At 61.1% G+C, this 25,326-nt stretch carries 24 protein-coding genes; 2 read left to right on the top strand and 22 right to left on the bottom strand.

Features of this window, described 5'->3' with window-relative positions; translation table 11 throughout:
• Positions 1-57: 57 nt before the first annotated feature.
• From lpdA to sdhC, 7 genes are all read right to left on the bottom strand, one after another.
• Entirely contained in the window at positions 58-1,494 is a 1,437-nt protein-coding gene (lpdA, locus tag ACTJJN_RS18490; RefSeq protein WP_021784850.1) for a dihydrolipoyl dehydrogenase, read from the bottom strand.
• Positions 1,495-1,587: 93 nt separating this feature from the next.
• Positions 1,588-2,811, bottom strand: a complete 1,224-nt coding sequence (odhB, locus tag ACTJJN_RS18485) for a 2-oxoglutarate dehydrogenase complex dihydrolipoyllysine-residue succinyltransferase (RefSeq protein ID WP_003254209.1) — start codon at positions 2,809-2,811, stop codon at positions 1,588-1,590.
• A 42-nt stretch (positions 2,812-2,853) separates the two neighbouring features.
• Positions 2,854-5,685 carry a 2-oxoglutarate dehydrogenase E1 component gene (locus tag ACTJJN_RS18480; protein WP_003254210.1) on the bottom strand — a complete coding sequence of 944 codons (2,832 nt, stop codon included), beginning with the start codon at positions 5,683-5,685 and terminating at the stop codon, positions 2,854-2,856.
• 246 nt (positions 5,686-5,931) lie between these two features.
• Positions 5,932-6,636, bottom strand: a complete 705-nt coding sequence (locus ACTJJN_RS18475) for a succinate dehydrogenase iron-sulfur subunit (protein WP_003254212.1) — start codon at positions 6,634-6,636, stop codon at positions 5,932-5,934.
• Positions 6,637-6,647: 11 nt separating this feature from the next.
• On the bottom strand, positions 6,648-8,420 hold the full coding sequence (gene sdhA, locus ACTJJN_RS18470) for a succinate dehydrogenase flavoprotein subunit (protein ID WP_003254213.1): 1,773 nt from the start codon (positions 8,418-8,420) through the stop codon (positions 6,648-6,650).
• Between the two features lie 3 nt (positions 8,421-8,423).
• A complete protein-coding gene (gene sdhD, locus ACTJJN_RS18465) occupies positions 8,424-8,792 on the bottom strand; it encodes a succinate dehydrogenase, hydrophobic membrane anchor protein (RefSeq protein ID WP_003254214.1) in 369 nt (122 codons plus the stop codon).
• Entirely contained in the window at positions 8,786-9,172 is a 387-nt protein-coding gene (sdhC, locus tag ACTJJN_RS18460; RefSeq protein WP_008091902.1) for a succinate dehydrogenase, cytochrome b556 subunit, read from the bottom strand. The genes sdhD and sdhC overlap by 7 nt, the downstream gene beginning before the upstream one ends.
• A 352-nt stretch (positions 9,173-9,524) precedes the next feature.
• Between sdhC and gltA the strand changes: the two genes are divergently transcribed.
• Positions 9,525-10,814 (top strand): citrate synthase, encoded by a 1,290-nt coding sequence (gene gltA, locus ACTJJN_RS18455; protein ID WP_012051724.1) that lies wholly within the window; start codon positions 9,525-9,527, stop codon positions 10,812-10,814.
• A gap of 129 nt (positions 10,815-10,943) precedes the next feature.
• Here the strand turns inward: gltA and ACTJJN_RS18450 are convergent, their stop codons facing one another.
• The 9 genes from ACTJJN_RS18450 to ACTJJN_RS18410 form a co-directional block, all read right to left on the bottom strand.
• Positions 10,944-11,549: an START domain-containing protein gene (locus ACTJJN_RS18450; protein WP_029380551.1), complete on the bottom strand. Its 606-nt coding sequence runs from the start codon at positions 11,547-11,549 to the stop codon at positions 10,944-10,946.
• Between the two features lie 33 nt (positions 11,550-11,582).
• Positions 11,583-11,837 carry a YkgJ family cysteine cluster protein gene (locus tag ACTJJN_RS18445; protein ID WP_088513740.1) on the bottom strand — a complete coding sequence of 85 codons (255 nt, stop codon included), beginning with the start codon at positions 11,835-11,837 and terminating at the stop codon, positions 11,583-11,585.
• Between the two features lie 129 nt (positions 11,838-11,966).
• Positions 11,967-12,401: a hypothetical protein gene (locus tag ACTJJN_RS18440; protein WP_088513741.1), complete on the bottom strand. Its 435-nt coding sequence runs from the start codon at positions 12,399-12,401 to the stop codon at positions 11,967-11,969.
• A gap of 64 nt (positions 12,402-12,465) precedes the next feature.
• A complete protein-coding gene (locus ACTJJN_RS18435; RefSeq protein ID WP_003254223.1) occupies positions 12,466-13,908 on the bottom strand; it encodes an aminotransferase-like domain-containing protein in 1,443 nt (480 codons plus the stop codon).
• A gap of 171 nt (positions 13,909-14,079) precedes the next feature.
• Complete coding sequence (locus ACTJJN_RS18430; protein ID WP_088513742.1) at positions 14,080-14,892, bottom strand: OmpA family protein; 813 nt, start codon at positions 14,890-14,892, stop codon at positions 14,080-14,082.
• Positions 14,889-15,242: a DUF4398 domain-containing protein gene (locus ACTJJN_RS18425; protein ID WP_003254227.1), complete on the bottom strand. Its 354-nt coding sequence runs from the start codon at positions 15,240-15,242 to the stop codon at positions 14,889-14,891. Before ACTJJN_RS18425 ends, ACTJJN_RS18430 begins: the two co-directional genes overlap by 4 nt.
• A 9-nt stretch (positions 15,243-15,251) precedes the next feature.
• On the bottom strand, positions 15,252-16,073 hold the full coding sequence (locus tag ACTJJN_RS18420) for a substrate-binding periplasmic protein (RefSeq protein ID WP_012051719.1): 822 nt from the start codon (positions 16,071-16,073) through the stop codon (positions 15,252-15,254).
• 75 nt (positions 16,074-16,148) lie between these two features.
• Positions 16,149-17,078 (bottom strand): electron transfer flavoprotein subunit alpha/FixB family protein, encoded by a 930-nt coding sequence (locus ACTJJN_RS18415; protein ID WP_010954958.1) that lies wholly within the window; start codon positions 17,076-17,078, stop codon positions 16,149-16,151.
• On the bottom strand, positions 17,079-17,828 hold the full coding sequence (locus ACTJJN_RS18410; protein ID WP_003254232.1) for an electron transfer flavoprotein subunit beta/FixA family protein: 750 nt from the start codon (positions 17,826-17,828) through the stop codon (positions 17,079-17,081).
• A 535-nt stretch (positions 17,829-18,363) separates the two neighbouring features.
• On the opposite strand from ACTJJN_RS18410, the gene ACTJJN_RS18405 reads away from it, so the two are divergent.
• Positions 18,364-20,046 (top strand): electron transfer flavoprotein-ubiquinone oxidoreductase, encoded by a 1,683-nt coding sequence (locus ACTJJN_RS18405; RefSeq protein ID WP_012051718.1) that lies wholly within the window; start codon positions 18,364-18,366, stop codon positions 20,044-20,046.
• A gap of 71 nt (positions 20,047-20,117) precedes the next feature.
• On the opposite strand, the gene ACTJJN_RS18400 is transcribed toward ACTJJN_RS18405, so the two are convergent.
• From ACTJJN_RS18400 to pvdP, 6 genes are all read right to left on the bottom strand, one after another.
• Positions 20,118-20,519, bottom strand: a complete 402-nt coding sequence (locus ACTJJN_RS18400) for a type II TA system antitoxin MqsA family protein (protein ID WP_003254235.1) — start codon at positions 20,517-20,519, stop codon at positions 20,118-20,120.
• A gap of 2 nt (positions 20,520-20,521) precedes the next feature.
• The gene (locus ACTJJN_RS18395; RefSeq protein ID WP_010954960.1) at positions 20,522-20,818 is read right to left on the bottom strand and encodes a type II toxin-antitoxin system MqsR family toxin; all 297 of its coding nucleotides are present in this window, start codon (positions 20,816-20,818) and stop codon (positions 20,522-20,524) included.
• A gap of 94 nt (positions 20,819-20,912) precedes the next feature.
• Complete coding sequence (locus ACTJJN_RS18390; protein WP_012051717.1) at positions 20,913-22,238, bottom strand: MFS transporter; 1,326 nt, start codon at positions 22,236-22,238, stop codon at positions 20,913-20,915.
• A gap of 72 nt (positions 22,239-22,310) precedes the next feature.
• The gene (locus tag ACTJJN_RS18385) at positions 22,311-22,790 is read right to left on the bottom strand and encodes a hypothetical protein (RefSeq protein WP_012051716.1); all 480 of its coding nucleotides are present in this window, start codon (positions 22,788-22,790) and stop codon (positions 22,311-22,313) included.
• 168 nt (positions 22,791-22,958) lie between these two features.
• Entirely contained in the window at positions 22,959-23,435 is a 477-nt protein-coding gene (locus tag ACTJJN_RS18380; protein ID WP_012051715.1) for a sigma-70 family RNA polymerase sigma factor, read from the bottom strand.
• 121 nt (positions 23,436-23,556) lie between these two features.
• Positions 23,557-25,182, bottom strand: a complete 1,626-nt coding sequence (gene pvdP, locus ACTJJN_RS18375) for a pyoverdine maturation tyrosinase PvdP (protein ID WP_017148195.1) — start codon at positions 25,180-25,182, stop codon at positions 23,557-23,559.
• Positions 25,183-25,326: the final 144 nt, after the last annotated feature.

The raw sequence follows: 25,326 nt of genomic DNA, 5'->3' as shown, positions 1-25,326 counted from the left end.
CGCGGTGAGTCATGCACGCAAGACTCACGACGGGCAGCCCGCCGTGGTTTCTTATAATTAACGCTTCTTACGGTTGGCCACGTGAATGGCGCCGCCATTCACCGCCAGCGCTGCTTCATGCAACGCTTCGGACAGGGTTGGATGGCTGAAGACCATCATGCCCAGATCCTCGGCACTGGTGCCGAATTCCATTGCGATTGCGCCCTGCTGCACCAGTTCGGCAGCCGATGGGCCAATCACGTGAACACCCAGAACGCGGTCGGTCTTGGCATCGGCGATGACCTTGACGAAACCACCGGTGTCGTTGGCAGCCATCGCACGGCCGCTGGCCGCGAACGGGAAGGTGCCCACGTTAACCTCAACGCCCTCGGCCTTCAAGGCCTGTTCGGTCTTGCCGACCCACGCGATTTCCGGGTGGGTGTAGATGACCGATGGGATCAGGTCGTAGTTCATCTGGGCCTTGTGGCCCTTGATGCGCTCGACGACCATGATGCCCTCTTCCGAAGCCTTGTGGGCCAGCATCATGCCGCGTACCACGTCACCGATGGCGTACACGCCCGGAACGCTGGTGGCGCAGTAATCGTCGACGAAGATGTAGCCACGCTCGTCGATGGTCACGCCGCTGTCGGAAGCCAGCAGATCGGTAGTCACCGGGCGACGGCCGACTGCAACAATCAGCTTGTCGAAGGTGATCTTCTGCTCGCCTTCGGCGTTGGTGTAGGTCACTTCGACTTCATTGCCGTTGACTTTCGAGCCGGTGACGCGAGCGCCCAGCTTGATGTCCAGGCCTTGCTTGGTCAGGGTCTTCTGGGCTTCTTTCGACACGGCGGTGTCGGCAGCCATCAGGAAGGTGTCCAGGGCTTCCAGGACGGTCACTTCAGCACCCAGGCGAGCCCATACCGAGCCCAGCTCCAGGCCGATCACGCCTGCACCGATAACGCCCAGGCGCTTCGGTACGGCCTGGAATTCCAGGGCGCCGGTGGAGTCGACGATGACGTTCTGGTCGACCGGGGCCGGCGGAATGTCGATCGGGCGCGAGCCGGAAGCCAGGATCACGTTCTCGGCTTCGATGATTTCGGTGGTGCCGTCAGCCTTGGTGACTTCGACTTTCTTGCCGGCCAGCAGCTTGCCGTGGCCCTGGATCGAAGTGACGCCGTTGGCCTTGAACAGGGTGGCAACGCCACCGGTCAGGTTCTTGACGATGCCCGCCTTGCGGCCAACCATCGCGGCCACGTCCATCTTCACTTCGCCAGTGGAGATACCGTGGACGTTGAAGCTCTCTTTGGCTTCCTTGTATTTCCAGGAGCTGTCCAGCAGCGCCTTGGATGGAATGCAACCTACGTTCAGGCAGGTGCCGCCCAGGGCCAGCTTGCCCTCGGCGTCGGTGTACTTCTCGATACAGGCAGTCTTCAGACCAAGTTGTGCGGCCTTGATGGCAGCCACATAGCCGCCTGGGCCTGCACCGATTACCACTACGTCGAATTTCTGGGTCATAAAAGATTCCTTATCAGCTACAAGCTACAAGCCGCGAACCGCGCGGCATGGCTTCTCGCGAAGCCAGGCCCGGCACGGTACGCAGCCAGAGGGTTAGATGTCCAGCAGCAGGCGAGACGGATCTTCCAGCAGGTTCTTGATAGTGACCAGGAAGGTTACCGCTTCCTTGCCGTCGATCAGGCGGTGATCGTACGACAGCGCCAGGTACATCATCGGGCGAATCACGACCTGGCCATTGATGGCCATCGGGCGCTGGATGATGTTGTGCATGCCGAGAATGGCAGCCTGCGGCGGGTTGACGATCGGGGTCGACATCATCGAACCGAAGGTGCCACCGTTGGTGATGGTGAAGGTACCACCGGTCATCTCTTCGATGGACAGTTTGCCGTCACGGGCCTTCTTGCCGAAGGTAGCGATGCCGTTCTCGATTTCAGCCAGGCTCATCGACTCGGCGTTACGCAGCACCGGCACCACCAGGCCACGGTCGCTGGACACGGCAACACCGACGTCGGCGAAGCCGTGGTAGACGATGTCGTTGCCGTCGATCGAGGCGTTGACAGCCGGGAAGCGTTTCAGCGCTTCGGTAGCAGCCTTGACGAAGAACGACATGAAGCCCAGGCGCACGCCATTGTGGGTCTTCTCGAACAGGTCCTTGTACTTCGAACGCAGGGCCATGACTTCGGTCATGTCCACTTCGTTGAAGGTGGTCAGCATCGCCATGTTCGACTGGGCTTCGACCAGACGCTCGGCGATCTTGGCACGCAGGCGGGTCATCGGCACGCGCTTCTCGGTACGGTCGCCAGCGGCGACGACAACCGGGGCAGCGGCAGCAGCGGCAGGCTTGGCAGCCGGTGCAGCGGCAGGAGCCGACTTCTTGTTGGCAACAGCAGCAACCACGTCTTCCTTGGTGACGCGACCGCCTTTACCGGTGCCTGCCACGGTAGCCAGGTCGATGCCGTTTTCTTCAGCCAGCTTGCGCGCAGCCGGGGCAGCGATCGGGTCATCTTCGCCGGCGTCAGCGCTGGCAGCGGCCGGAGCCGCTGCTGGTGCGGCGGCCGCGGCAGGCGCGGCGGCAGCACCGCCTTCAACGATCGAACCCAGCAATTCGTCGGACAGGACGGTGTCGCCCTCGCCCTTGACGATGTCGCCCAGCACGCCATCGGCAGTCGCCAGTACTTCCAGGACAACCTTGTCAGTCTCGATGTCGACGATCAGCTCGTCACGCTTGACGGCTTCGCCCGGCTTCTTGTGCCAGGTGGCAACGGTGCCATCGGCAACCGATTCCGGGAAGGTTGGGGCTTTGATCTCGATAGCCATTATCTGTGTTTCCTTAAATTCGGTTTCAGGTGCGCGAAGGCGTTAGACAGTGAAGGCGTCTTGCAGCAGTTTTTCCTGCTGTTCGGCGTGCTTCGAAGCGTAACCACAGGCTGGCGCGGCAGAAGCGTCGCGACCGGCGTATTCCAGGACCAGTGCCTTGTTGTGGCGGCCCAGGATACGGCGCATGTGGTGCTGGCTGCTGTACCAGGCACCCTGGTTCATCGGCTCTTCCTGACACCAGACCGCATGCTTGAGGTTGGTGTAAGGGGCGAGGATTTCGACCAGATCGTCCTCAGGGAACGGATACAGCTGCTCGATACGCAGGATGGCGATGTCTTCGCGGCCTTCGGCACGGCGTTTTTCCAGCAGGTCGTAGTAGACCTTGCCGCTGCACAGCACCAGACGCTCGACCTTGGCCGGATCGATTGCGTCGATTTCCGGGATCACGGTCTGGAACGAGCCTTCTGCCAGGTCTTCCAGGGTCGAGATGGCCAGCTTGTGGCGCAGCAGCGACTTCGGCGTCAGGACGACCAGCGGCTTGCGCAGCGGGCGAATGACCTGGCGACGCAGCAGGTGGTAAATCTGTGCCGGCGTCGTCGGTACGCAGACCTGGATGTTGTGCTCGGCGCACAGCTGCAGGTAACGCTCCAGACGCGCGGAGGAGTGCTCCGGCCCCTGCCCTTCATAGCCGTGTGGCAGCAGCATGGTCAGGCCACACAGGCGGCCCCACTTGTGCTCACCACTGGTGATGAACTGGTCGATCACCACTTGCGCACCGTTGGCGAAGTCGCCGAACTGGGCTTCCCAGATCACCAGCGCGTTCGGCATGGTGGTGGAGTAGCCGTATTCGAAGGCCAGTACCGCTTCCTCGGACAGGAACGAATCGTACAGATCGAAACGTGGCTGGCCAGGGAACAGGTTCTGCAACGGAATGTAGGTGCTGGCGTCCTTCTGGTTGTGCAGCACCGCGTGACGGTGCGAGAAGGTGCCACGGCCGATGTCCTGGCCGGTCATGCGGATCGGGTGACCTTCGAACTGCAGGGTGGCGTAAGCCATGGTCTCTGCATAACCCCAGTTGATCGGCAAGCCACCGGCCTGCATCTTCTGACGGTCTTCGTAGATCTTCGACACCTGACGCTGGACCACGAAACCTTCCGGCAGCTCGAGCAGCTTGGCCGACAGATCCTGCAGGGTCTTGAGGTCGAAACGGGTGTCGTGACGCGCGGTCCAGGCATGGCCCAGGTACGGACGCCAGTCGACGAACAGCTCGCGGTTCGGCTCCTTGACCAGGCTTTTCACCACGTGCAGGCCATTGTCCAGCGCGTTGCGGTACTCGTCGATCTTGGCCTGAGCGCGCTCGGCGTCGATGCGACCGGCCTGGATCAGCTGCTCGGCATACAGCTCACGGGTAGTGCGCTGCTTGCTGATTTGCTGGTACATCAGCGGCTGGGTGCCGTTCGGCTCGTCAGCCTCGTTGTGGCCACGGCGACGGTAGCAGACCAGGTCGATGACCACGTCACGCTTGAACTGCATGCGGTAGTCGATGGCCAGCTGGGTGACGAACAGCACGGCTTCCGGGTCATCGCCGTTCACGTGCAGGATCGGTGCCTGGATCATCTTGGCAACGTCGGTCGCGTACTCGGTGGAGCGCGCATCCAGTGGGTTGCTGATGGTGAAACCAACCTGGTTGTTGATCACGATGTGCACGGTACCGCCGGTCTTGAAACCGCGGGTCTGCGACATCTGGAAGGTTTCCATGACCACGCCCTGGCCAGCGAACGCAGCGTCGCCGTGGATCGAGATCGGCAGCACCTTGTCGCCAACGGTGTCGTTGCGGCGGTCCTGACGGGCGCGCACCGAACCCTCGACCACCGGCGAAACGATTTCCAGGTGGGACGGGTTGAACGCCATGGCCAGGTGCACTTCGCCACCCGGGGTCATCACGTTCGAGGAGAAGCCCTGGTGATACTTCACGTCACCGGAGCCCAGCTCGTTCATCTTCTTGCCTTCGAACTCGTCGAACAGCTCGCGCGGGTTCTTGCCGAAGGTGTTCACCAGCACGTTCAGGCGGCCACGGTGGGCCATGCCGATCACGACCTCCTTGGCGCCGTAAGAGCCGGAACGCTGGATCATTTCATCCAGCATCGGAATCAGGCTCTCGCCGCCTTCAAGGCCGAAACGCTTGGTGCCCGGGTACTTGGTGCCCAGGTACTTTTCCAGGCCCTCACCGGCGGTCACGCGCTCGAGCAGGTGGGCCTGCACGTCAGCGGAAAACTCCGGACGGCCGCGCACGCTTTCCAGGCGCTGCTGGAACCAGCTGCGCTGCTCGGAATCGACGATGTGGGTGAATTCGGCGCCAATGGTGCGACAATATGTCTTCTGGAGTGCATCGAAGATGTCGCGTAGGCTCGCCTCCTCTTTGCCGATGAACAGGTCGCCGGCACGGAAGGTCGTATCAAGATCGGCATTGGTCAAGCCGTAGTGATTGATCGACAGGTCTACGGGCGCAGGGCGCTGCCACAACCCCAACGGGTCGAGCTTGGCAGCCTGATGGCCGCGCATACGATAGGCCTGGATCAGTCGCAGAACTTCAACCTGCTTCTTCTCGTGTTCACTGCTCACGCTCCCGGCGGAAACCGGTTGAGCGCGGCGCTGGTTCTTTGCCAGCAGTACGAAATGGTCGCGGATTGTCGAGTGCGATACATCAGTAGCGGTGCTGCCGTCGGCTGGCAACTTCTGGAAGTAAGTGCGCCACTCTTCTGGCACAGCGTTAGGGTCGTGCAGGTAGAGCTCGTAGAGCTCTTCCACATATGCAGCGTTACCACCTGAAAGGTGGGCGCTATCCCACATGCGCTGCATCACGCTTTCTTGCATGCTTGGTCACCCTCGATTAGGGGACTGATCGGCGAGAGCCACAGCAAACCTGGAAAAGTCCGAAAACAGCGACTGAACCACGCCACCTGGATCCTGCTGATTTTCCGGGTACCAGCCCGGAAAGCCCCTGCTGGTCTCATATCTTCATAGGTAATGAACGCGGGCTTTGTGGGCCCTTGTTCGGGTTTTACCTCAGTGCGGGCTCACCACCCGCACCTCGGCTTACTGCAGGTACAACGCTTTGTATCAGGTGCCGCTTTGCAGCAGCATGTTACGTACGTGACCGATTGCCTTGGTCGGGTTCAGACCTTTCGGGCAAACGTTTACGCAGTTCATGATCCCGCGGCAGCGGAATACGCTGAACGGGTCATCCAGGGACGCCAGGCGCTCCTGAGTCTTGGTATCGCGGCTGTCGGCAAGGAAGCGGTAGGCTTGCAGCAAGGCTGCCGGGCCCAGGAACTTGTCCGGGTTCCACCAGAACGACGGGCAGGAAGTCGAGCAGCACGCGCACAGGATGCACTCGTACAGGCCGTCCAGCTTGTCACGGTCTTCCGGCGACTGCAGGCGCTCGATGGCCGGGGCCGGGGTGTCGTTCTGCAGGAACGGCTTCACCTTCTCGTACTGCTTGTAGAAGATGCTCATATCGACCACCAGGTCACGAATGACCGGCAGGCCTGGCAGAGGACGCAGAACCAGCTTGCCGCCCTTCACGACCGCCGACAGCGGGGTGATGCAGGCCAGGCCGTTCTTGCCGTTCATGTTCATGCCATCGGAACCGCAAACGCCTTCACGGCAGGAGCGACGGTACGAGAAACCCTCGTCCTTTTCCTTGATCAGTGCCAATACATCCAGCACCATCAGGTCCTTGCCGCCGGTATCGACGTCGAACGACTCCATTTTTGGCGCCGAGTCGGTGTCCGGGTTGTAACGATAAACTTCGACTTTCAACATAGCAGCCACCCTTAGTAAGTCCGGACTTTTGGTTCGAAGGCTGGAACAGTCTTCGGCGCAAAGTTGACGCCGCGCTTGGCAACGCGCTTCTCACCCGGGTAGTACAGGGTGTGGCACAGCCAGTTTTCGTCGTCACGGTCTTCGAAGTCTTCACGGGCGTGAGCGCCGCGGGACTCTTTACGGGCTTCCGCCGCGATGGCGGTAGCTTCGGCAACTTCCAGCAGGTTCTGCAGCTCCAGCGCTTCGATACGCGCGGTGTTGAAGGCCTGGGACTTGTCGTTGATCTTGACGTTGGCGATACGGTCACGCAGACCGGCCAGTTGCTCGATACCCTTCTGCATGTATTCGCCAGTACGGAATACACCGAAGTAGTTCTGCATGCAGCTCTGCAGCTCGCGCTTCAGGCTGGCAACGTCTTCACCGCTGGTACGCTCGTTGAGCTTGTTCAGGCGGTTCAGGGCAACATCGACGTCGGTGTCGCTGGCGTCGCGGTATTCCACGCCCTCGCTCAGCGCCTTCTCCAGGTGCAGGCCGGCAGCACGGCCGAACACCACCAGGTCGAGCAGCGAGTTGCCGCCCAGGCGGTTGGCACCGTGAACCGATACGCACGCCACTTCACCTACGGCGAACAGGCCCGGGATGATGTGATCCTGACCGTCGGCGTCCATGGTGATGGCCTGGCCATGGATGTTGGTGGCAACGCCGCCCATCATGTAGTGGCAGGTTGGAACCACCGGCACCGGCGCGACCACAGGGTCGACGTGGGCGAAGGTCTTGGACAGTTCGCAGATACCTGGCAGGCGGCTGTGCAGCACTTCCTCGCCCAGGTGGTCCAGCTTCAGCAGTACGTGGTCCTTGTTCGGGCCCACGCCGTTGCCGGCGATGATTTCCTTGACCATGGAACGGGCAACCACGTCGCGGCCGGCCAGGTCTTTGGCGTTCGGCGCGTAACGCTCCATGAAGCGCTCGCCGTGGGCGTTGATCAGGTAGCCACCTTCACCGCGGCAACCTTCGGTGACCAGTACACCGGCGCCGGCGATACCGGTCGGGTGGAACTGCCACATCTCGATGTCCTGCACCGGCACGCCTGCACGCAGGGCCATGCCGATACCGTCACCGGTATTGATCAGGGCGTTGGTGGTGGACGCGTAGATACGGCCTGCACCGCCAGTGGCCAGTACGGTGGCCTTGGACTTGATGTACAGGGTTTCGCCGGTTTCGATGCAGATGGCGATCACACCCACGAATGCGCCGTCCTGGTTCTTCACCAGGTCAACTGCGTAGTACTCGTTGAGGAACGTGGTGCCCGCTTTCAGGTTGCCCTGGTACAGGGTGTGCAGCAGCGCGTGACCGGTACGGTCCGAAGCGGCACAGGTACGGGCGGCCTGGCCACCTTTACCGAAGTCCTTGGACTGACCACCGAACGGGCGCTGATAGATGCGGCCGGTTTCAGTGCGCGAGAACGGCAGACCCATGTGGTCCAGTTCGAAGACCGCAGCCGGGCCTTCCTGACACATGTATTCGATAGCGTCCTGGTCACCGATGTAGTCGGAACCCTTGACGGTATCGTACATGTGCCAGCGCCAGTCGTCGTTCGGGTCGGCCGAAGCGATGGCGCAAGTGATGCCGCCCTGGGCGGATACGGTGTGCGAACGGGTCGGGAAGACCTTGGTGACTACGGCAGTCTTGTGGCCGCCTTGAGCCAGTTGCAGCGCTGCGCGCATGCCGGCGCCGCCGCCACCGATGATGATGGCGTCGAAGGAAATGGTTGGAATGCTAGCCATGGATCAGATACCCCAGAGAATCTGCACACCCCAGACGAAGTAAGCGAACATCGCAACGCCGCATACCGCCTGGAACAGGAAACGAATCGCAGTTGCCGACTTGCCGAACGACATAGGCGTCAGGTAGTCGGTTGCAATGGTCCACATGCCGACCCAGGCGTGAGCGCCCAGGGCAACGAGGGCCAGCAGACTGAAGATCCGCATCGCGTTGTTGGAGAACAGACCATGCCACTGGGTGTAGTCGATGCCTGGGTGGGCGACCACGTAGCCGATCAGGAAGAGGAAGTAAGCCGCGAGAACGACCGCAGAAACGCGCTGCGCCATCCAGTCATAGAGGCCCGAACGCGACAGGTTCGTGACATTGGTTACCATACCCAAACTCCCACCAGAACGATCAGCACCACGGAGATGACGATCACGATTTTCGAGCCCAGCTTGCCGCCTTCCAGCGTCTCACCGATACCCATGTCCATGATCAGGTGACGAACACCTGCCACGAGGTGATAAAGCAGGGCGGACAGCAGACCCCAGGTCACGAACTTGGCCAGCGGGCTGGTCAGACACGCCTTCACCTCACCGAAGCCTTCCTCGGAACCCAGCGACTTGCCCAGTGCATAAAGCATGATGGCAAGGCCGATGAACAGGATGACGCCGGAGATACGGTGCAGGATGGACGTGTACGCAGTGACGGGGAGCTTGATGGTCCTTAGGTCTAGGTTTACAGGTCGTTGGCTTTTCACGGCTTTTTTCACACTGAAGAGCCCCTAGCGAATCAGGGCAAAGTTGTTGGTAAGTGTACTGGTCAGGTACCCACCACCCAGGGAACGGCGACCCCCAGCAGTTCGGGCTTGCAAGCCCCTGGCGGTCGGGTGCCGAGTATAGACAGTTAGGCTGCTTATGACAACGTGACGGGGTAGCCCAAATAGCGCATTGCCTTTAATGAACAAAAGGCGTAAATGGGCGAGAATTTCGGGAAAAATCAGGCTTGAATGCCTGATTCAACAAGCCTTTAGGCAAATTGACATCTGAATTTATCCCTCTATAGTGGTGCGGGCCCTGCGTGGGGGGTCTGTCTGATGATTTCAAGCATTAATAGGAGGCCACATGGCTGACAAAAAAGCGCAGTTGGTCATCGAGGGCGCTGCCCCCGTCGAGCTGCCCATTTTAACCGGCACCGTTGGTCCTGATGTAATCGACGTCCGCGGGTTAGGGGCCACTGGTCACTTCACCTTCGACCCAGGTTTCATGGCGACTGCCTCGTGCGAGTCGAAGATCACCTATATTGACGGCGACAAAGGTATCCTGCTGCACCGCGGCTACCCGATCGAGCAACTCGCCGAACAGTCCGACTACCTCGAAACCTGCTACCTGCTGCTCAACGGCGAACTGCCGAATGCCGAGCAGAAGGCCCAGTTCGTCAGCACCGTCAAGAACCACACCATGGTTCACGAGCAGCTGAAGTCCTTCTTCAACGGCTTCCGCCGCGACGCTCACCCGATGGCGGTGATGTGCGGCGTAGTCGGCGCGCTGTCGGCGTTCTATCACGACTCCCTGGACATCAATAACCCGCAACACCGCGAAATCTCCGCGGTGCGCCTGGTCGCCAAGATGCCGACCCTGGCTGCGATGGTTTACAAGTACTCCATGGGCCAGCCGATGATGTATCCGCGCAACGACCTGTCGTACGCGGAAAACTTCCTGCACATGATGTTCAACACCCCGTGCGAGATCAAACCGATCAGCCCGGTGCTGGCCAAGGCAATGGACCGGATCTTCATCCTCCACGCCGACCACGAGCAGAACGCCTCCACCTCCACCGTTCGTCTGGCCGGCTCGTCGGGTGCTAACCCGTTCGCCTGTATCGCCGCCGGTATCGCCGCACTGTGGGGCCCGGCCCACGGCGGTGCGAACGAAGCCGTACTGACCATGCTGGATGAAATCGGCGATGTTTCGAACATCGACAAATTCATCGCCAAGGCCAAGGACAAGAACGACCCGTTCAAGCTGATGGGCTTCGGTCACCGCGTGTACAAGAACCGCGACCCGCGCGCCACCGTGATGAAGCAGACCTGCGACGAAGTCCTGCGCGAGCTGGGCATCAAGAACGACCCGCAGCTGGAACTGGCCATGCGCCTGGAAGAGATCGCCCTGACCGATCCTTACTTCATCGAGCGTTCGCTGTACCCGAACGTCGACTTCTACTCGGGGATCATCCTCAAGGCGATCGGCATTCCGACCAGCATGTTCACCGTGATCTTCGCCCTGGCACGTACCGTGGGCTGGATCTCGCACTGGAAAGAAATGCTCTCCAGCCCGTACAAGATCGGCCGTCCGCGCCAGCTGTACACCGGTGAGCAGAAGCGCGACATCGTTGACCTGAAAGACCGCAAGTAAGCTGCAGTAGCCGAACGCAAGAAGGCTGCCCTCGGGCAGCCTTTTTTATTTGTCCTGTACCGGCCTCTTCGCGGGCTTGCCCGCCCCCACAGGTACTGNCGAAGAGGCCGGCACAGACACCACAAAACCTCAGTTTTTCTCCGCCCGCTCGCGCAGCCCTTTCAGGGTATTGAACGGCGCATCCACCACGAACTTGTTGGCCACCATCGCCGGCACGCTACCACCTGGCTCGGTGTGCACCTGGTAGGTCACTTCAGTGCTGTCACCCTTGGGCACCAGCTTCCAGAAGCCTTCGACTTTTGCCACCCGAACAAAACCCTTCTCTTCCGGCAGGTAAGTCGGCTCTTCTTTCAGGTTACGGGTCAGGCTGCCATCCGCCTCCTTGACGGTCGTAATGTGCAGCACGGAATCACGCGGGGTCACCGGCCAAGGCGTATTGAACTGGGTGTAGGTCCAACTTTGGTCGCCCTCGTGCTTGAGCAGCTTCTGCGACTTGCATTCGTGAATCCACGCACAGGCACCGGCCACGTCTTCCTGCAGCGCCTGCACCTTGGCCAGCGGCGCCTTGATCAAGGTAACACCCTGGTAAGCCTTGTACTTGGAACCCGCCACTTCGCTGAGGGATACCTTGATCCCCTCCTCGTCCTTGGCCACTTGCCAGTTCTCGGCCCAGGCCGCCGGTGCCAGCAGAACACCCATGCCACACAGCAGTGCAATACGCTTGAACGATCTCATCATGTTTATCCTTGTTGTCGAAGATCCAGCCTGTCACGCCGCCGTCATCTGCTCCCACCAGCCAAGAATCCTGATTGCCTCGTCACGATCACTGCCGCACACCTCGGCATCCGCCTTGAAGCCACCGCACACCGCCGGCCGTTCGGGCTTGCCGAACAGGTCGCAAAGGTTGGCCGCAGTCAGGTGCAGACAGCGCTCACCCGCCGGCTTGCCATTGGGCATTAGCGGCATCGGAGAAGTGATGGACGGGGCGATGCAGCAGGCACCACAGCCCTCACGGCATTTCATGGCTATTCACCAAAATCAGGACTCCCTGGAACAAAACGGGACGAACGTCCCTGGATAGTAACCGCTCAAACAGTCGTTTGAAATTGCTGGCACGATGAAATCTGCTGTGACCCAGCAGTCAGTACTCGCCTATTGGCGATACTCGAAATCGATGGCAGCGCCCTCCACCTCACGACGGCTATCATTGCGCAGTTGCAGCTGCATTTCGTTGTTGATCAGCCGGCCATTGAGCTGGAACGGGCTGTCATTGGTCTCTGGCTTTTCTGTGAACATGGGCGGCAACAAAGGTTTGCGCCGCTGGATTGGGGAAAGCGTGCCCACATTCGGCTCAAGGTTGTTGACCATCTCGACGGGCAAGCTAAGGTCCAGCCCTGTCTTGGGCAATGGCTTGGCAACCGCTTTGCTGACCGGCTTGTGCGCGGGCTTGGCTGTCGCCTTTTTTGGCACGTGCTTACCCTGAGCCGCCTGAACCTCGTTTGCCGGTTGCGCAGCCAAGGCAGGGGCGACCGGGCAGCAAAACGGCAAAAGGCACACGATCAGAACAAAGCAGCGCAAAACGTTCATGGCAAATGGACAGACTGGCAGGAAAAATGCGTATGCTCCCTGTTCCACAGGCAGCTTGCAAGCCTTACAAAAGCGTAACCGCAGTCTCCCTGCACAACTGCTGCGCCAGCAAACCGAGCGTAATCACAGCCCGCTCGGCCTCTTTATTCCAAGGTATGCCGCAGTTGAGTCGGACACAGTGGTTGAACTGCTCTGTGTTACTGAATATCAGTCCAGGGGCAATGCTGATGCCCTGCTCCAGCGCGCGCACATGCAGCTCCTGGGTATTGACCCGACCCGGCAGGCTCACCCAGAGAATGAAGCCGCCTGTCGGCCGGGTCATCTGGGTACCCTCGGGGAAGTGCTGCTGCACTGCCAGCTGATAGGCACTGAGGTTCTTGCGATATTCCTGGCGTATGTAGCGCAGATGCCGATCGTAGCCGCCATTCTCCAGGTAGGCTGCCACGCCCATCTGCGTCACGCTACAGGCCGAGTGGGTGGTAAACGTCTGCAGGCGCTGAATCTCGTCCTGGTAACGCCCGGCGATCATCCAGCCCACCCGCACCCCAGGGGACAGGGTCTTGGAGAAGCTCGAACAGTAGATCACCCGGTCCAGCCGGTCGAACGCCTTCAGCGCCTTGGTCTTGCCCTGCTCGAACATCAGCTCACCGTAGATGTCATCCTCGATGATCTGGATATCGAAGTCCGAGGCCAGGCGCAGCAATTGCTTTTGCCGCTCTTCGGGAACGGTGCCGCCCAGCGGGTTGCTCAAGCGCGCAGTGAGCACCAGCGCCTTGATCGACCATTGGTTAGCCGCCAGTTGCAAGGCTTCGAGGCTGATACCGGTGGACGGGTCACTGGGGATTTCGATCACTTTCAAACCCAGCAGGTCAGCCAGCTGCAGCAAGCCGTAATAGGTCGGCGACTCGGCGGCGATCAGGTCACCTGGGCGGGTGAGCACCCGCAGCGACATCTGCAGGGCATCGACACACCCATGGGTCACGATCACTTCGCGCGGGTCGACCAGCACGCCGGCATCGCGCATGCGTATGGCAATCTGTCGGCGCAGCGGCTCGAAACCGGGGCTGAACATGTAGCTGAAGGCGCGCGGGCTGTGGAAGCGCGTCACCTTGGCGATTTGCTGATGCAGGGCGCGCACTGGCAGGTAGTCGACATGCGGCACTGCAGCGCCAAACGGGAACACACCATCGCGGCGCGCCTCAGTCAGCACCTGCTGGATGATGCTGGCGCGCGTGACCAGGCCGGGGCGCTCCACCCGGGCGATGTCCGGGGTTTGCGCGGTCAAGGCAGGGGTCTGGTGCACGTAATAGCCAGACTGCGGCCGCGCCCGGATAAGCCCTTGGTCCTCAAGATTGGCATAGGCCTGCAACACCGTGGCATGGCTGACGTTGAGCTGGGCGCTCATCTTGCGCACGGAGGGTACCCGCTCGCCTGGCTGGTAGACGCCGCGACGGATATCATCGGCCAGTTGCTGGGCGATACGCTGGTACAGCAGCAGGTTGGTCATGTCGACATGCTCGTTATTCTTGTACGGGTCACTGACGGTAGAGAATACCGTAACAGTTGCAAAGTGTACTGGGACAGATTGCAACATAGTCGACAATACAACAGCGTGACCGCTATCGAAACGATTAAACCGACATAAAACGGGCCGCAAAGCGGCCCGTTTCGACAAGACTCAGCGCACTGGCGCGAGCCGACCCTTGTCATCGGAGAATACGATCTCCACTCGACGGTTCTGCGCCCTGCCCCGCTCCGAAGCATTGGCCTCGATCGGGTACTGGTCGCCATAGCCCTCAACCTGCAGGCGCTTTTCATCGATGCCCAGGTCCACAAGCATGTCGGCCACGGACTGCGCCCGGTCGCGCGACAGCTTGAGATTCTCCTCGCCCGCGCCAGTACTGTCGGTATAGCCCTCGATACGCACTACCCGGCGCGGGTTGAGCTGCAGGAACTGCACCAGCTTGAGCACAGTACGGCTGGCCGAGTTCTTCAGGTCGGCGCTGCCGGTATCGAACAGCACATCGCCCAAGGTCATCACCAAGCCACGATCGGCCTGCTCCGAAGCCAACGCGGCAATCTGCGACTCGACCCACTTGCCCTGCTGCTGCACGCTGGCCAGCTTGGCCTCACGCAAGGCCAACTGCAGGCGCTGGCGCTCCAGGTCCAGCTTGGCCTGGCGCTCCTGGTTCAGCGCCAGCTTGGCATGCTCGCGGGCAATCTCGCTGTAGCGCTGGCTGAGGTAAGCATAATGCCGCACATCAGAACCGGTGCCGATGTAACTGGACAGGCGCTCGGCGCGAGCCAGCGATTCACCCGCCCGAATCACGTCACGCGGCGCGCTGCGCAGCACATCGGAATCATCTTTGACCCCCTGGAAGGCAACGGTGGCCTCATCCAGCGCGGCACTGCTGCGCTGGCTGGCGCAACCTTGCAAACCTGCCGTCAGCGCCAACAATGCCAGTGCAGCCAAAGGCGTACGACGGATCATGGCTGCACCTCCAGTTGCTTGCGCAAGCGCTTGACCCGCGACTGCAGCACCTGCAGCTGCTCTTCGCTCTTCTGGTTCAGCACCTGGGCCTCGGCCAGGCGCGCATCCAGCTCGGCTTGCTCGGCGCGCATGCGAGCATCGCGATAGTCCTGGGTAAGCATGTTGGCCTTGGCGCGGGCCAGCTTGTCTTCAGCCAGTTTCAGCGTTTCTACCTGCTCAGTGGCGCCGACGGCCTTGGCCTGGTCCAGAGCCTGTTCGGAAATGCGCATCTGCTCGTCAGGGGCCGGATCATTGGCGCAGCCAGCCAGGCCGAGCACGGCCAGGGCGAGGATTAGTGGTTGGGTTCTCACGCAATCTTCCTAGTGTTTGGGGGCGTCCGCAGGCACGTGCAACTGCGCTTTCCAGCGCTCGACATTACGTTGCAGCACAGCTTCGGATGCACCAGAGATCGGCAATTCTGTCAGTTTTTTTGCCAATTGCCCACGCAACCAGCTGTCATTGCACGCCGAGTTGTGCGACAGCGCCAGGTACAGGCCCGGCCTGTCCACCGGCAAGCCGCGGGCTATCAGGTCATTGCTCATACCCAGGCTCTGGGCCATGGCCATACCGGAGTAACGGCCAGCCAGCACATAATCCACCTGGCCGAGTACCAGTTTCTGGAACGCCTGGGTCAGGTTCTGCGCCGGCACCAGCTTGAGCTGGGCCTTGGCGAACGCAGTAAAGGCCGGGGTCAGGCGCGCACGCTCGGACAAACTGCCCTGGTACCTGGCCAGATCGGCCGGGCCATCAAAGGTCACCGCTGCATCGTGGCGGGTCCACACCAGGTACTCATTGAGCTGCAACGGCGGATGGATGTAGTCCAGCGCGGTCAGTTGCTCCACCTGCATGGGGGTGTCGAGCAGCAGGTCCATGCGCCCGCTGCGCACCTCTTCCAGCGCCTGATCACGGCGACCGGCACTCAGCACCTCGACCTTCACACCCAGCTCTTCCGCCACCTGGCGCAACAGGTCAACGTTGGCGCCGATCAGGTGCTTCGGGTCTTTCGGGTCCTGCCACGAATAGGGCGGCGCATCAGGGCTGCCGGTCGCCACCAGGCGCTCGCACTTGCCTGCGGCCATGGCCAGTGGTGACACCAACAGCGCCACACATGCCAGCACCCTGCCCGTTCCGCGCAACGTCATCCCTCACCCCTCAAGCCATAAAAAAACCCGACCCTCAAAACGAGGGCCGGGTTCTTTATAAGTGAAGCAGGCGGATCAGACCAGCTTTTCCAGCTCCGGCACCGCTTCGAACAGGTCAGCAACCAGGCCGTAATCAGCCACCTGGAAGATCGGCGCTTCTTCATCCTTGTTGATCGCCACGATCACTTTGGAGTCTTTCATGCCGGCCAGGTGCTGGATCGCGCCGGAGATACCGACGGCGATGTACAGCTGTGGCGCAACGATCTTGCCGGTCTGGCCGACCTGCATGTCGTTCGGCACAAAGCCTGCGTCGACCGCGGCGCGCGAAGCACCGACGGCGGCGCCGAGCTTGTCGGCCAGGCTGTACAGGTGTTTGAAGTTGTCACCGTTGCCCATGCCACGGCCGCCGGAAACGACGATCTTGGCTGCGGTCAGCTCTGGGCGATCGGACTTGGCCAGCTCTTCGCCAACGAAAGCCGAAATGCCGGCGTTGTGCGCAGCGCCAACAGCCTCGACGGCAGCCGAGCCACCTTCGGCGGCCACGGCGTCGAAGCCGGTGGTACGCACGGTGATCACCTTGATGGCCGCGCTCGATTGCACGGTAGCAATGGCGTTACCCGCATAGATCGGGCGCTTGAAGGTGTCGGCGGACTCGACCGAGATGATCTCGGAGATCTGATCCACGTCCAGCAGCGCGGCAACACGTGGCAGGATGTTCTTGCCGTTGGTGGTAGCCGGGGCCAGCACATGGCTGTAACCCTTGGCCAGCTCGACGATCAGCGGCGCGACGTTTTCCGGCAGGACGTGGGCGTAGGCGGCGTTATCAGCCACCAGCACCTTGGCAACGCCGGCGATCTTGGCAGCGGATTCGGCAACGCCACCGACGTTCTGGCCAGCGACCAGGACGTGCACATCACCACCGATCTTGGCGGCTGCAGCGACAGTGTTCAGGGTGGCCGGGGCTACGGCGCCGGCCTCGTATTCAGCGACAACCAGGATAGTCATTTAGATTACCTTCGCTTCGTTCTTCAGCTTCTCGACCAGTTCGGCCACCGATTTGACCTTGATGCCCGCGCTGCGGGCAGCCGGGGCTTCAACCTTCACGGTCTTGTTGGTGGAGGCGAGGGAAACGCCCAGTGCGTCTGGAGTAACAGTCTCCAGCGGCTTCTTCTTGGCCTTCATGATGTTCGGCAGCGACGCGTAGCGTGGCTCGTTCAGGCGCAGGTCGGTGGTGACGATCGCGGGCAGGTTCAGCGCAACGGTCTGCAGGCCGCCATCGATTTCACGGGTGACATTCAGCTTGTCGCCAGCAACTTCGACCTTGGAAGCGAAGGTGCCCTGGGCGAAGCCAGTCAGCGCGGCCAGCATCTGGCCGGTCTGGTTGTTGTCACTGTCGATGGCCTGCTTGCCGAGGATGACCAGCTGCGGCTGCTCCTTGTCGACAACGGCCTTCAGCGCCTTGGCCACGGCCAGGGAGTTCAGTTCGTCAGCGGCTTCTACCAGGATGGCACGGTCGGCACCCAGGGCCAGGGCGGTACGCAGTTGCTCCTGGGCAGTGGTCGGGCCGACGGAAACGACGACGATCTCGGTCGCAACGCCTTTTTCCTTCAGGCGCACGGCTTCTTCGACGGCGATTTCGCAGAAGGGGTTCATGGACATCTTGACGTTAGCAAGGTCGACGCCGGAGTTGTCCGCTTTGACGCGAACCTTGACGTTGTAGTCGACCACTCGTTTGACAGCTACAAGAACCTTCATGGATTCCTCGTTACTCTCCGGTGAATAGATAGTCGCCTGGGGCAGAGCCCAGCGATGCGCGTGGGTACAAGGGCACCTCTAAAAACGTATCGGGAGGCAGCAACTTCACAGTGACCAAACAGTCTTGTTCGGACTCTTGCGACAAATCCTCACGGGTCATTTCCTGTCGTGGCGTGTAAACTCCACTACAAACTGGCCTAAGCCCGCAAAACCCTGCTCCACACCTGGTCTTTAGAGGTGTACCTGCGCCCGGCTGCAAGCCTACGGCGAACGTAAAACCGCTCGTATCTTGACCGTAACACCCATTCCGGTCAATACGGCAAATCGGTCACCCTCCAGCCGCGTTCCTGTGATTTTACTGGCCTGCGGCAAATTCAAACAAACGTTTGTATTGGACCCGCCAAGTGGTGTAGATATAATGCGCGGCCAAGACAAAACGGTGTAGTCCGTCATTTGCCCAGCTACAGTTCCGCCGTTGCGTAGAACCGCTGCGAATGCCCCGCACCCATAAGACAAAGCAACAGCACGAGCCTTGATGAGTAGGAGAGAACCAGTGGAACGCGAATACATGGAATTCGACGTGGTCATCGTCGGCGCCGGCCCGGCGGGCCTGTCCGCCGCCTGCCGCCTGAAGCAGAAGGCCGCCGAAGCCGGTAGCGAAATCAGCGTCTGCGTGGTGGAGAAAGGCTCTGAAGTCGGCGCCCACATCCTCTCTGGCGCAGTGTTCGAGCCCCGCGCCCTGAACGAGCTGTTCCCCGACTGGAAAGCGCTCGGCGCACCGCTGAACACCGAAGTGAAGCGCGACGACATCTACGTGCTCAAGGATGCCGGCAGCGCGACCAAGGTGCCTGACCTGTTCGTGCCCAAGACCATGCACAACCATGGCAACTACATCATCTCGCTGGGCAACCTGTGCCGCTGGCTGGCGCAGCAGGCCGAAAACCTCGGTGTAGAGATCTACCCGGGCTTCGCCGCCCAGGAAGCGCTGTTCGACGACAACGGCGTGGTCCGCGGCATCGTTACCGGCGACCTCGGTGTCGACCGTGAAGGCAACCCCAAGGACGGCCTGTACACCCCGGGCATGGAGCTGCGCGCCAAGTACACCCTGTTCGCCGAAGGCTGCCGTGGCCATATTGGCAAGCAACTGATCAAACGCTTCAACCTCGACAGCGAGTCCGACGTCCAGCACTACGGCATCGGCCTGAAGGAAATCTGGGAAATCGACCCGGCCAAGCACGAACAGGGCCTGGTGGTACACACCGCCGGCTGGCCGCTGGACGTGGTGGCCAAGGAAAACACCGGTGGCTCGTTCCTTTATCACCTGGAAAACAACCAGGTGGTGGTCGGCCTGATCGTCGACCTGTCCTACGCCAACCCCTACCTGTCGCCGTTCGACGAATTCCAGCGCCTCAAGCACCACCCGGTGATCAGCCAGTACCTCGAAGGCGGCAAGCGCATCAGCTACGGCGCCCGCGCCTTGGCCAAGGGCGGCATCAACTCGCTGCCGAAAATGGTCTTCGAGGGTGGCGCGCTGATCGGTTGCGACCTGGGCACCATGAACGTGGCCAAGATCAAGGGCAGCCACACCGCGATGAAGTCCGGCATGCTTGCTGCCGAAGCAGTGGCCGACGCATTGATCGCCGGTAGCGAAGGCGGTGATCAGTTGAACAGCTATGTCAGCGCCTTCAAGGCGAGCTGGCTGTACGAAGAACTGTTCGCCAGCCGCAACTTCGGCCCGGCCATGCACAAGTTCGGCCCGCTGCTGGGCGCGGCGTTCAACTATGTCGACCAGAACTGGTTCGGTGGCAAGCTGCCGTTCACCCTGCACGACACCAAGCCGGACTATGCCTGCCTCAAGCTGGCCGCCGACTCGAAAAAGATCGACTACCCGAAACCGGACGGCAAGCTCAGCTTCGACAAGCTCAGCTCGGTATTCCTCTCCAGCACCAACCACGAAGAGGAACAACCCTGCCACCTGAAGCTGACCGATCCGAGCGTACCGATCGCCAGCAACCTGCCGCTGTACGACGAGCCAGCCCAGCGCTACTGCCCGGCCGGCGTGTACGAAGTGGTCACCCAGGAAGACGGCAACAAGCGTTTCCAGATCAACGCGCAGAACTGCGTGCACTGCAAGACCTGCGACATCAAGGACCCGGCCCAGAACATCACCTGGGTCACCCCTGAAGGCGCTGGCGGGCCGAACTACCCGAACATGTAAGGCCCCTGCCCTTGCGGCAACAAAAAGCCCCCGGTTCTCATGAGCCGGGGGCTTTTTGTTGGCTGCCATTATCAGGCAGTACGCACTTCCTCAAAGAGTTCTGGATGGCGATCCAGCAGCTTGAGCAGTTTCACCAACGCCACTGGCGGGGTGGTCTTGCCGTTTTCATAACGGGAGAACGCATTGACCCCACCACCGAAGATTTCCCCCGCTTCACGCTGGTCGAGGTCGAACTTTCTGCGTATGGAGGCAATAAAGGAAGGATCCACAACATTTGCGTTGACCTGGCGCTCGAATGCCGTCATCAAGTGACTGACGCGCATGGCTTCATCATGACTCAGTACACATTCACCACATGCGGAGCAGTAATCGCCACTTACCTCAGGGATCACTGTCATCTCGCCTTTGTAGCTATAGGGCATGCCCTGAATGTCAGGTGCAAGCTCCGAGCCGCCGCATATTGGACATCTCATGGTTACAACTCCTTGAAAGACACGATGAGCACGTCGTCTACCACGGACAATTTCAAATAAACGTACCCAATTGCTGTAAGCGGGCGATACACATCCTGCCAAACCCGGTGGTCAATATGGCTGGTCATGCTCTTGTAGAAATCAGTGCGCTTCAAGCTGGTGATCACCTCAAGCATGCCCGGAAAATCCATTCCCAGCGCCTTGGCGCCTTTCAATGCAGCACCCGTAGGGCGGATTCGCCTTGCCGCAGCCAGGGCTTTTACCCGCTCCAGCGGGCAATGAGGCATTCTCTTTTCCATGAGAAATTAACCTTCCAGGTTAAATTTGGCTAATAGGTTATTCCAATAGCCCCCACCTGGAAGTCTGCCCCAATGCCCCGCAGCCGTTACCGGCTCATTTGTCGCCACACATGACCGGCATCGGCTCAGCCGCAAACGCCAATGGCTCACGACGCCCGAAATACAAGGCCGTCAGCAGCCCCACCGCGCCCATGATCAGACAAAACCCGACACACACCCACGGGCTCCACGGCATCAGCGCAATCAGTGCCAACGGCGTGGTACTGGCCCACAGTGCGTAGGCCACGTTGTAGGTGAAGGAAATGCCCGATACGCGGATCTGCGCCGGGAACAGCCCCACCATCACCGAGGGCACCACCCCCACCACGCCACAGCTCAACCCCGCCAGCGCATAGGCCAGCCAGGTCATGCCCCACTGCCCCACCAGGCTGGCGTACAACGCGCCAATACCCAGCGGCAGCAACAGGCTATACAGCATCAGCGCGCGCCAGGCACCCACACGGTCGACCAGCAGCCCGGCCAGCACGCAGCCCATGTTGAGGAAGACGATGCCCACACTGCTGAGGGCGAAGGTGTGCCCGGCAGTCATGCCGAAGCGCTGCTGCATCACCGTCGGCGTGATCACCACCAGCACCACCACCGCCGAGGTCAGCACACAGGTCAGCAACGCGGCAGGGATCAACGCCCGGCGGTGCTCGCCCAGCACTTGCCGCAGCGGAAACGTCACAGGTTGCTCCTGGCGCGCGCGCAGGGCGAGGAACACCGGTGTTTCACTGAGCCAGCGGCGCAGCCACACACCCACCACACCGAACACCCCACCCAACAGGAACGGGTAGCGCCAGGCGTAATCGAGGATTTCCTGCGGGGTGAACAGTTGCGCCAGCAAGGTGGCGGTCAGCGCCCCCAGCAGGTAGCCGAAAGTCAGCCCGGCCTGCAGAAAGCCCAGGGCATAACCGCGCCGCCCGTTGGGCGCGTGCTCGGCAACGAACGTCCAGGCGCTTGGCACTTCACCGCCTACGGCAGCCCCCTGGAGGATGCGCAAGGCCAACAGGATCAGCGGGGCGGCATAGCCAATGTCGGCATAGGTCGGCATCACCCCGATCAGCAGACACGGCAGGGCCATCATCAGGATGCTCAGGCTGAATACCCGCTTGCGCCCCAGGTGGTCGGCGAAGTGCGCCATCAGGATGCCGCCCAGCGGCCGCGCCAGATAGCCGGTGACGAAGATTCCGAAGCTTTGCAGCAAGCGCAGCCATTCGGGCATCTCGGGCGGGAAGAACAGCTGGCTGAGGGTCAGCGCGAAGAACACGAAAATGATGAAGTCGTAGATTTCCAGCGCGCCACCCAGCGCCGCCAGGCCCAGGGTCCGATGGTCGCCGCGGCTGAACCGGGGCGGGCGAGCGGTATCGATGGCAGTCATGGCAGGGTCCGCAGATCGGCAAAGGGCAAGAGCATAACAAATAGCTGCCCGATTGCCCCGCCGGTGGTACCGCTAGCGGTTGAACACCGTATGCGCAAAGTTGGCTCGCGGCCGTGGCCGCGCTGTACTGGCCGGCAGGGTGCCCGGCAGCGGTAGCCTGCCGACCACCATCGGTGCGTCGATGATTGCCATGAACGTCTCCAGCGCCTCGTTATCGGGCGCCTGAGGCAGGCTCAGGCTGACCGCCTGGCGCTCGGCCTGCGGCACTGCTGGCACTTTCAACTGGCTGGAATGGTAAAGCAGGGCATGCTGGATCTGTGTGCTGACACGGCAGAAGCGCTCCAGATCGACGCCACAATGGCTGGCCAGCTCGATATTGCCCAGCAACAGGTGAAAGGGCTGCAAGGCGCACTGCACCAGGCGCTGCAGCTCCTCGAAGCTGGCCACTGGGGCTATCCGGTAATAGCCCAAACCATTGAGCAACCGCTCCAGCTGAAGGCGCTGGCACGGGTGTGTATCGGCGATGAGAATGCGCAGGGTCTTGTTTACCATGGTCGGACCTGGGCCATTGGATAATGGGCACGCTCCATGACCCTACTGCGCCAGTAACGGCTAATGCCAAGGCCATGCCCGGCAACGGTCTTCTTTGATAGAAGTCGGGAAAGCCGCATAAATCAAGTGATTGACTGACGGAATTTGCATTTGCCTTTAACCTGGCAATCAGGATTCCCATTGCCGCATGCGCACCCGGCAGTGCTTCATGGCATTGACGATGTGCTTTTCCACCAGGCTGCGGGAGATGCCCAGCCGCTCGGCGATCTGCAGATGTGAAAGGCCTTCGATCTTGCGCAGCAGGAAGCATTCGCGGCAGGGGCCGGTCAGTTCGTCAAGCGCCCGCTGCATGAGGGCCAGGCGTTGGTTGAGCTGCAGTTCCTGCGACAGCGCCGGCACATGCCCGCCCTCATCACTGTCGAGTATCTCAAGCGGTTCGGCCTGACGCACCAGATGGCGACGATGACGGTCGATCACCAGGTTCAGGGCGATACGATACAGGAATGCGCGCGGATGCTCGATCTGCCCGTTGTCCGTTCGCTCCAGTACCCGCAGGTAGGCATCGTGGGCAACATCCTCTGCCGCCTGACGGTTACCCAAGCGCGCGGACAGGAAACTCACCAACTCACGATAGTAACGTTCCACAAACACACCTGGAATCGTCTGCACACCCACGCTGGGGCAGATGCAGAACTGAGTGATATCAGCGTGCGATCTTACAAAATATAATGATTCTCAGCAACGTACACCTGCGCTGTGCTCACCGTCAGCCCGACGGCCGCACAACCTTGAGATTGCGGGCATACCAGGGGCGCTGCGGCACCCGTGGTTGCAGCCGGGCAAAGAGGTCTTCGTTGCCATAAATGATGCGCAACGCCAGCTTCATGGTTTCCGGGTCCATTTCGACGCTTCGACCGGGCCGCAAGCCCGGCACCGTCGAACAGCCATGGGTATCGGGACCCAGCCACGGGTCAGCCACCGCCACCCAACGCCCGGGTGCGAACCAGGGCACGCCGTTCACCTGCAAGCGGCGGATCTCACCCGGGTGGACCCGCTCATGGGCTCGAAACCAATCGTCGACTCGGTCGTCGATCCAGCCATGAAAATGCCAGAACACCGGGTTTACATGTGACGAGAACGGGTCGCCGAGAAAATCGTTGCGTGCTTCGAACCAGCGCTCAGCGAAATCACCCGGGGTACGTGCAGCAGGCACCGGCATACCGTTGGACGGGTCGCGCGGCACCGCCGCCCAACGCATGTGCAACCAGTCATGCAGGCCCAGCTCCAGTTCTGAGCCGAACTGCCCCAAGGTCAGCTTGCTCAGGTATTCCGGATCACTGTAGCGCGACTCCCAGACCTGAAAGTTGCCGTGGAAGGTATCCGGGCTTTTGATGTCGCGTACCCACTGGGTGTACTCCTGGTCGTCATGGGCCAGCCAGGTCGGTGGCAAGGCATTGCCGTCGTGGTTGTCGAAGTAACGGGCGAAACCGATGCGGTCACGCTCGAGCTCCGGCTGAGGCAGCGGGAACCGCGTCCACGAAGGCAGGTCCTGCAGGGCCCTGGCACTGCCAAGCATGTGCCGGTGCATGAACAGGAAGTCCTCTCCGGAACCGTTGCGATCCTTGTGCCGGCCACGCGCATCACGCTCCTGGCCACGCGGCCCGGGTTGCCAGCCCAAGCCACGCAGGGCGGATTGCTTGTCCTCTTCCAGCTTGTGCCACTTGTCCCGCGATGCGTGCCATAGCTGGTGGAACAGCCGATGCTCCGGCGAAATGAGCCAAGCCAGCAGCTGTGGCGACAGCGGCGTACGTTCGCGAGCCTCCGGGAAAGGCCGCTTCAAGGCCAGGAAGCCGTTGTCCAGAACAGGCAGAGACAGGGCGCGGTCCAGGGCCGAGATACGACCATTGAGCGTTGCCGGCCCGGCATTGCCATAGGCGCCCCAGACCTCATCGAGCACCACATGGCATTCATAGCGCGCCTGCCCTGCACCGGGCTCGGTTGAAAACAGCCGCCAGCGCAACATCCCGGGCTTGTCCGTCAGCAAGTCACCCATGACCCGATAACGGGGTTCCTGCTCACTGCGCAGGCGTTCGGCGGTGTCCAGGTAACCTCGCAGCCCCCGGCCATTGCTGGCGACATCCAGAAACAATTCCAGCTCCCCGTCGGGCAAACCCAGCAGTTGGGCATCCTTGCCATGTGCAGTCCAGCGCCAGATGCCCCGCAGGGTGTCGCCCAGCTGCTGCAGGCGGGTATCGGCCAACTCGACAACAGCCTCGCCAGGCGTTTCCGCAAACGCCTCGGCATCCCGCTGGCGCTGCATATACAGCGCTCCGGGTACCGCTACGCCCGTCAATGCCACAGCAGCGATGAACCCGCGTCGAGAAATCGTCATTGCAACTACCTGCGCCTTCATTGCGGCCATGGAGCACGGCCCGTCCAAGGCTAGAACGTTGTACCTGCACTGAAATTTAACGCCGCGGCCGGGGCGGCTAAATTTCCTCCGTGTCGACTCGTTCACCCCAGGTAGCGACGGCCT

The organism is Pseudomonas sp. 22515 (assembly GCF_052044625.1).
GTDB classification, from domain to species: domain Bacteria; phylum Pseudomonadota; class Gammaproteobacteria; order Pseudomonadales; family Pseudomonadaceae; genus Aquipseudomonas; species Aquipseudomonas alloputida.
Note: the sequence above shows the minus strand (reverse complement) of the source record. Positions and strands in the feature narration are given on the sequence as shown.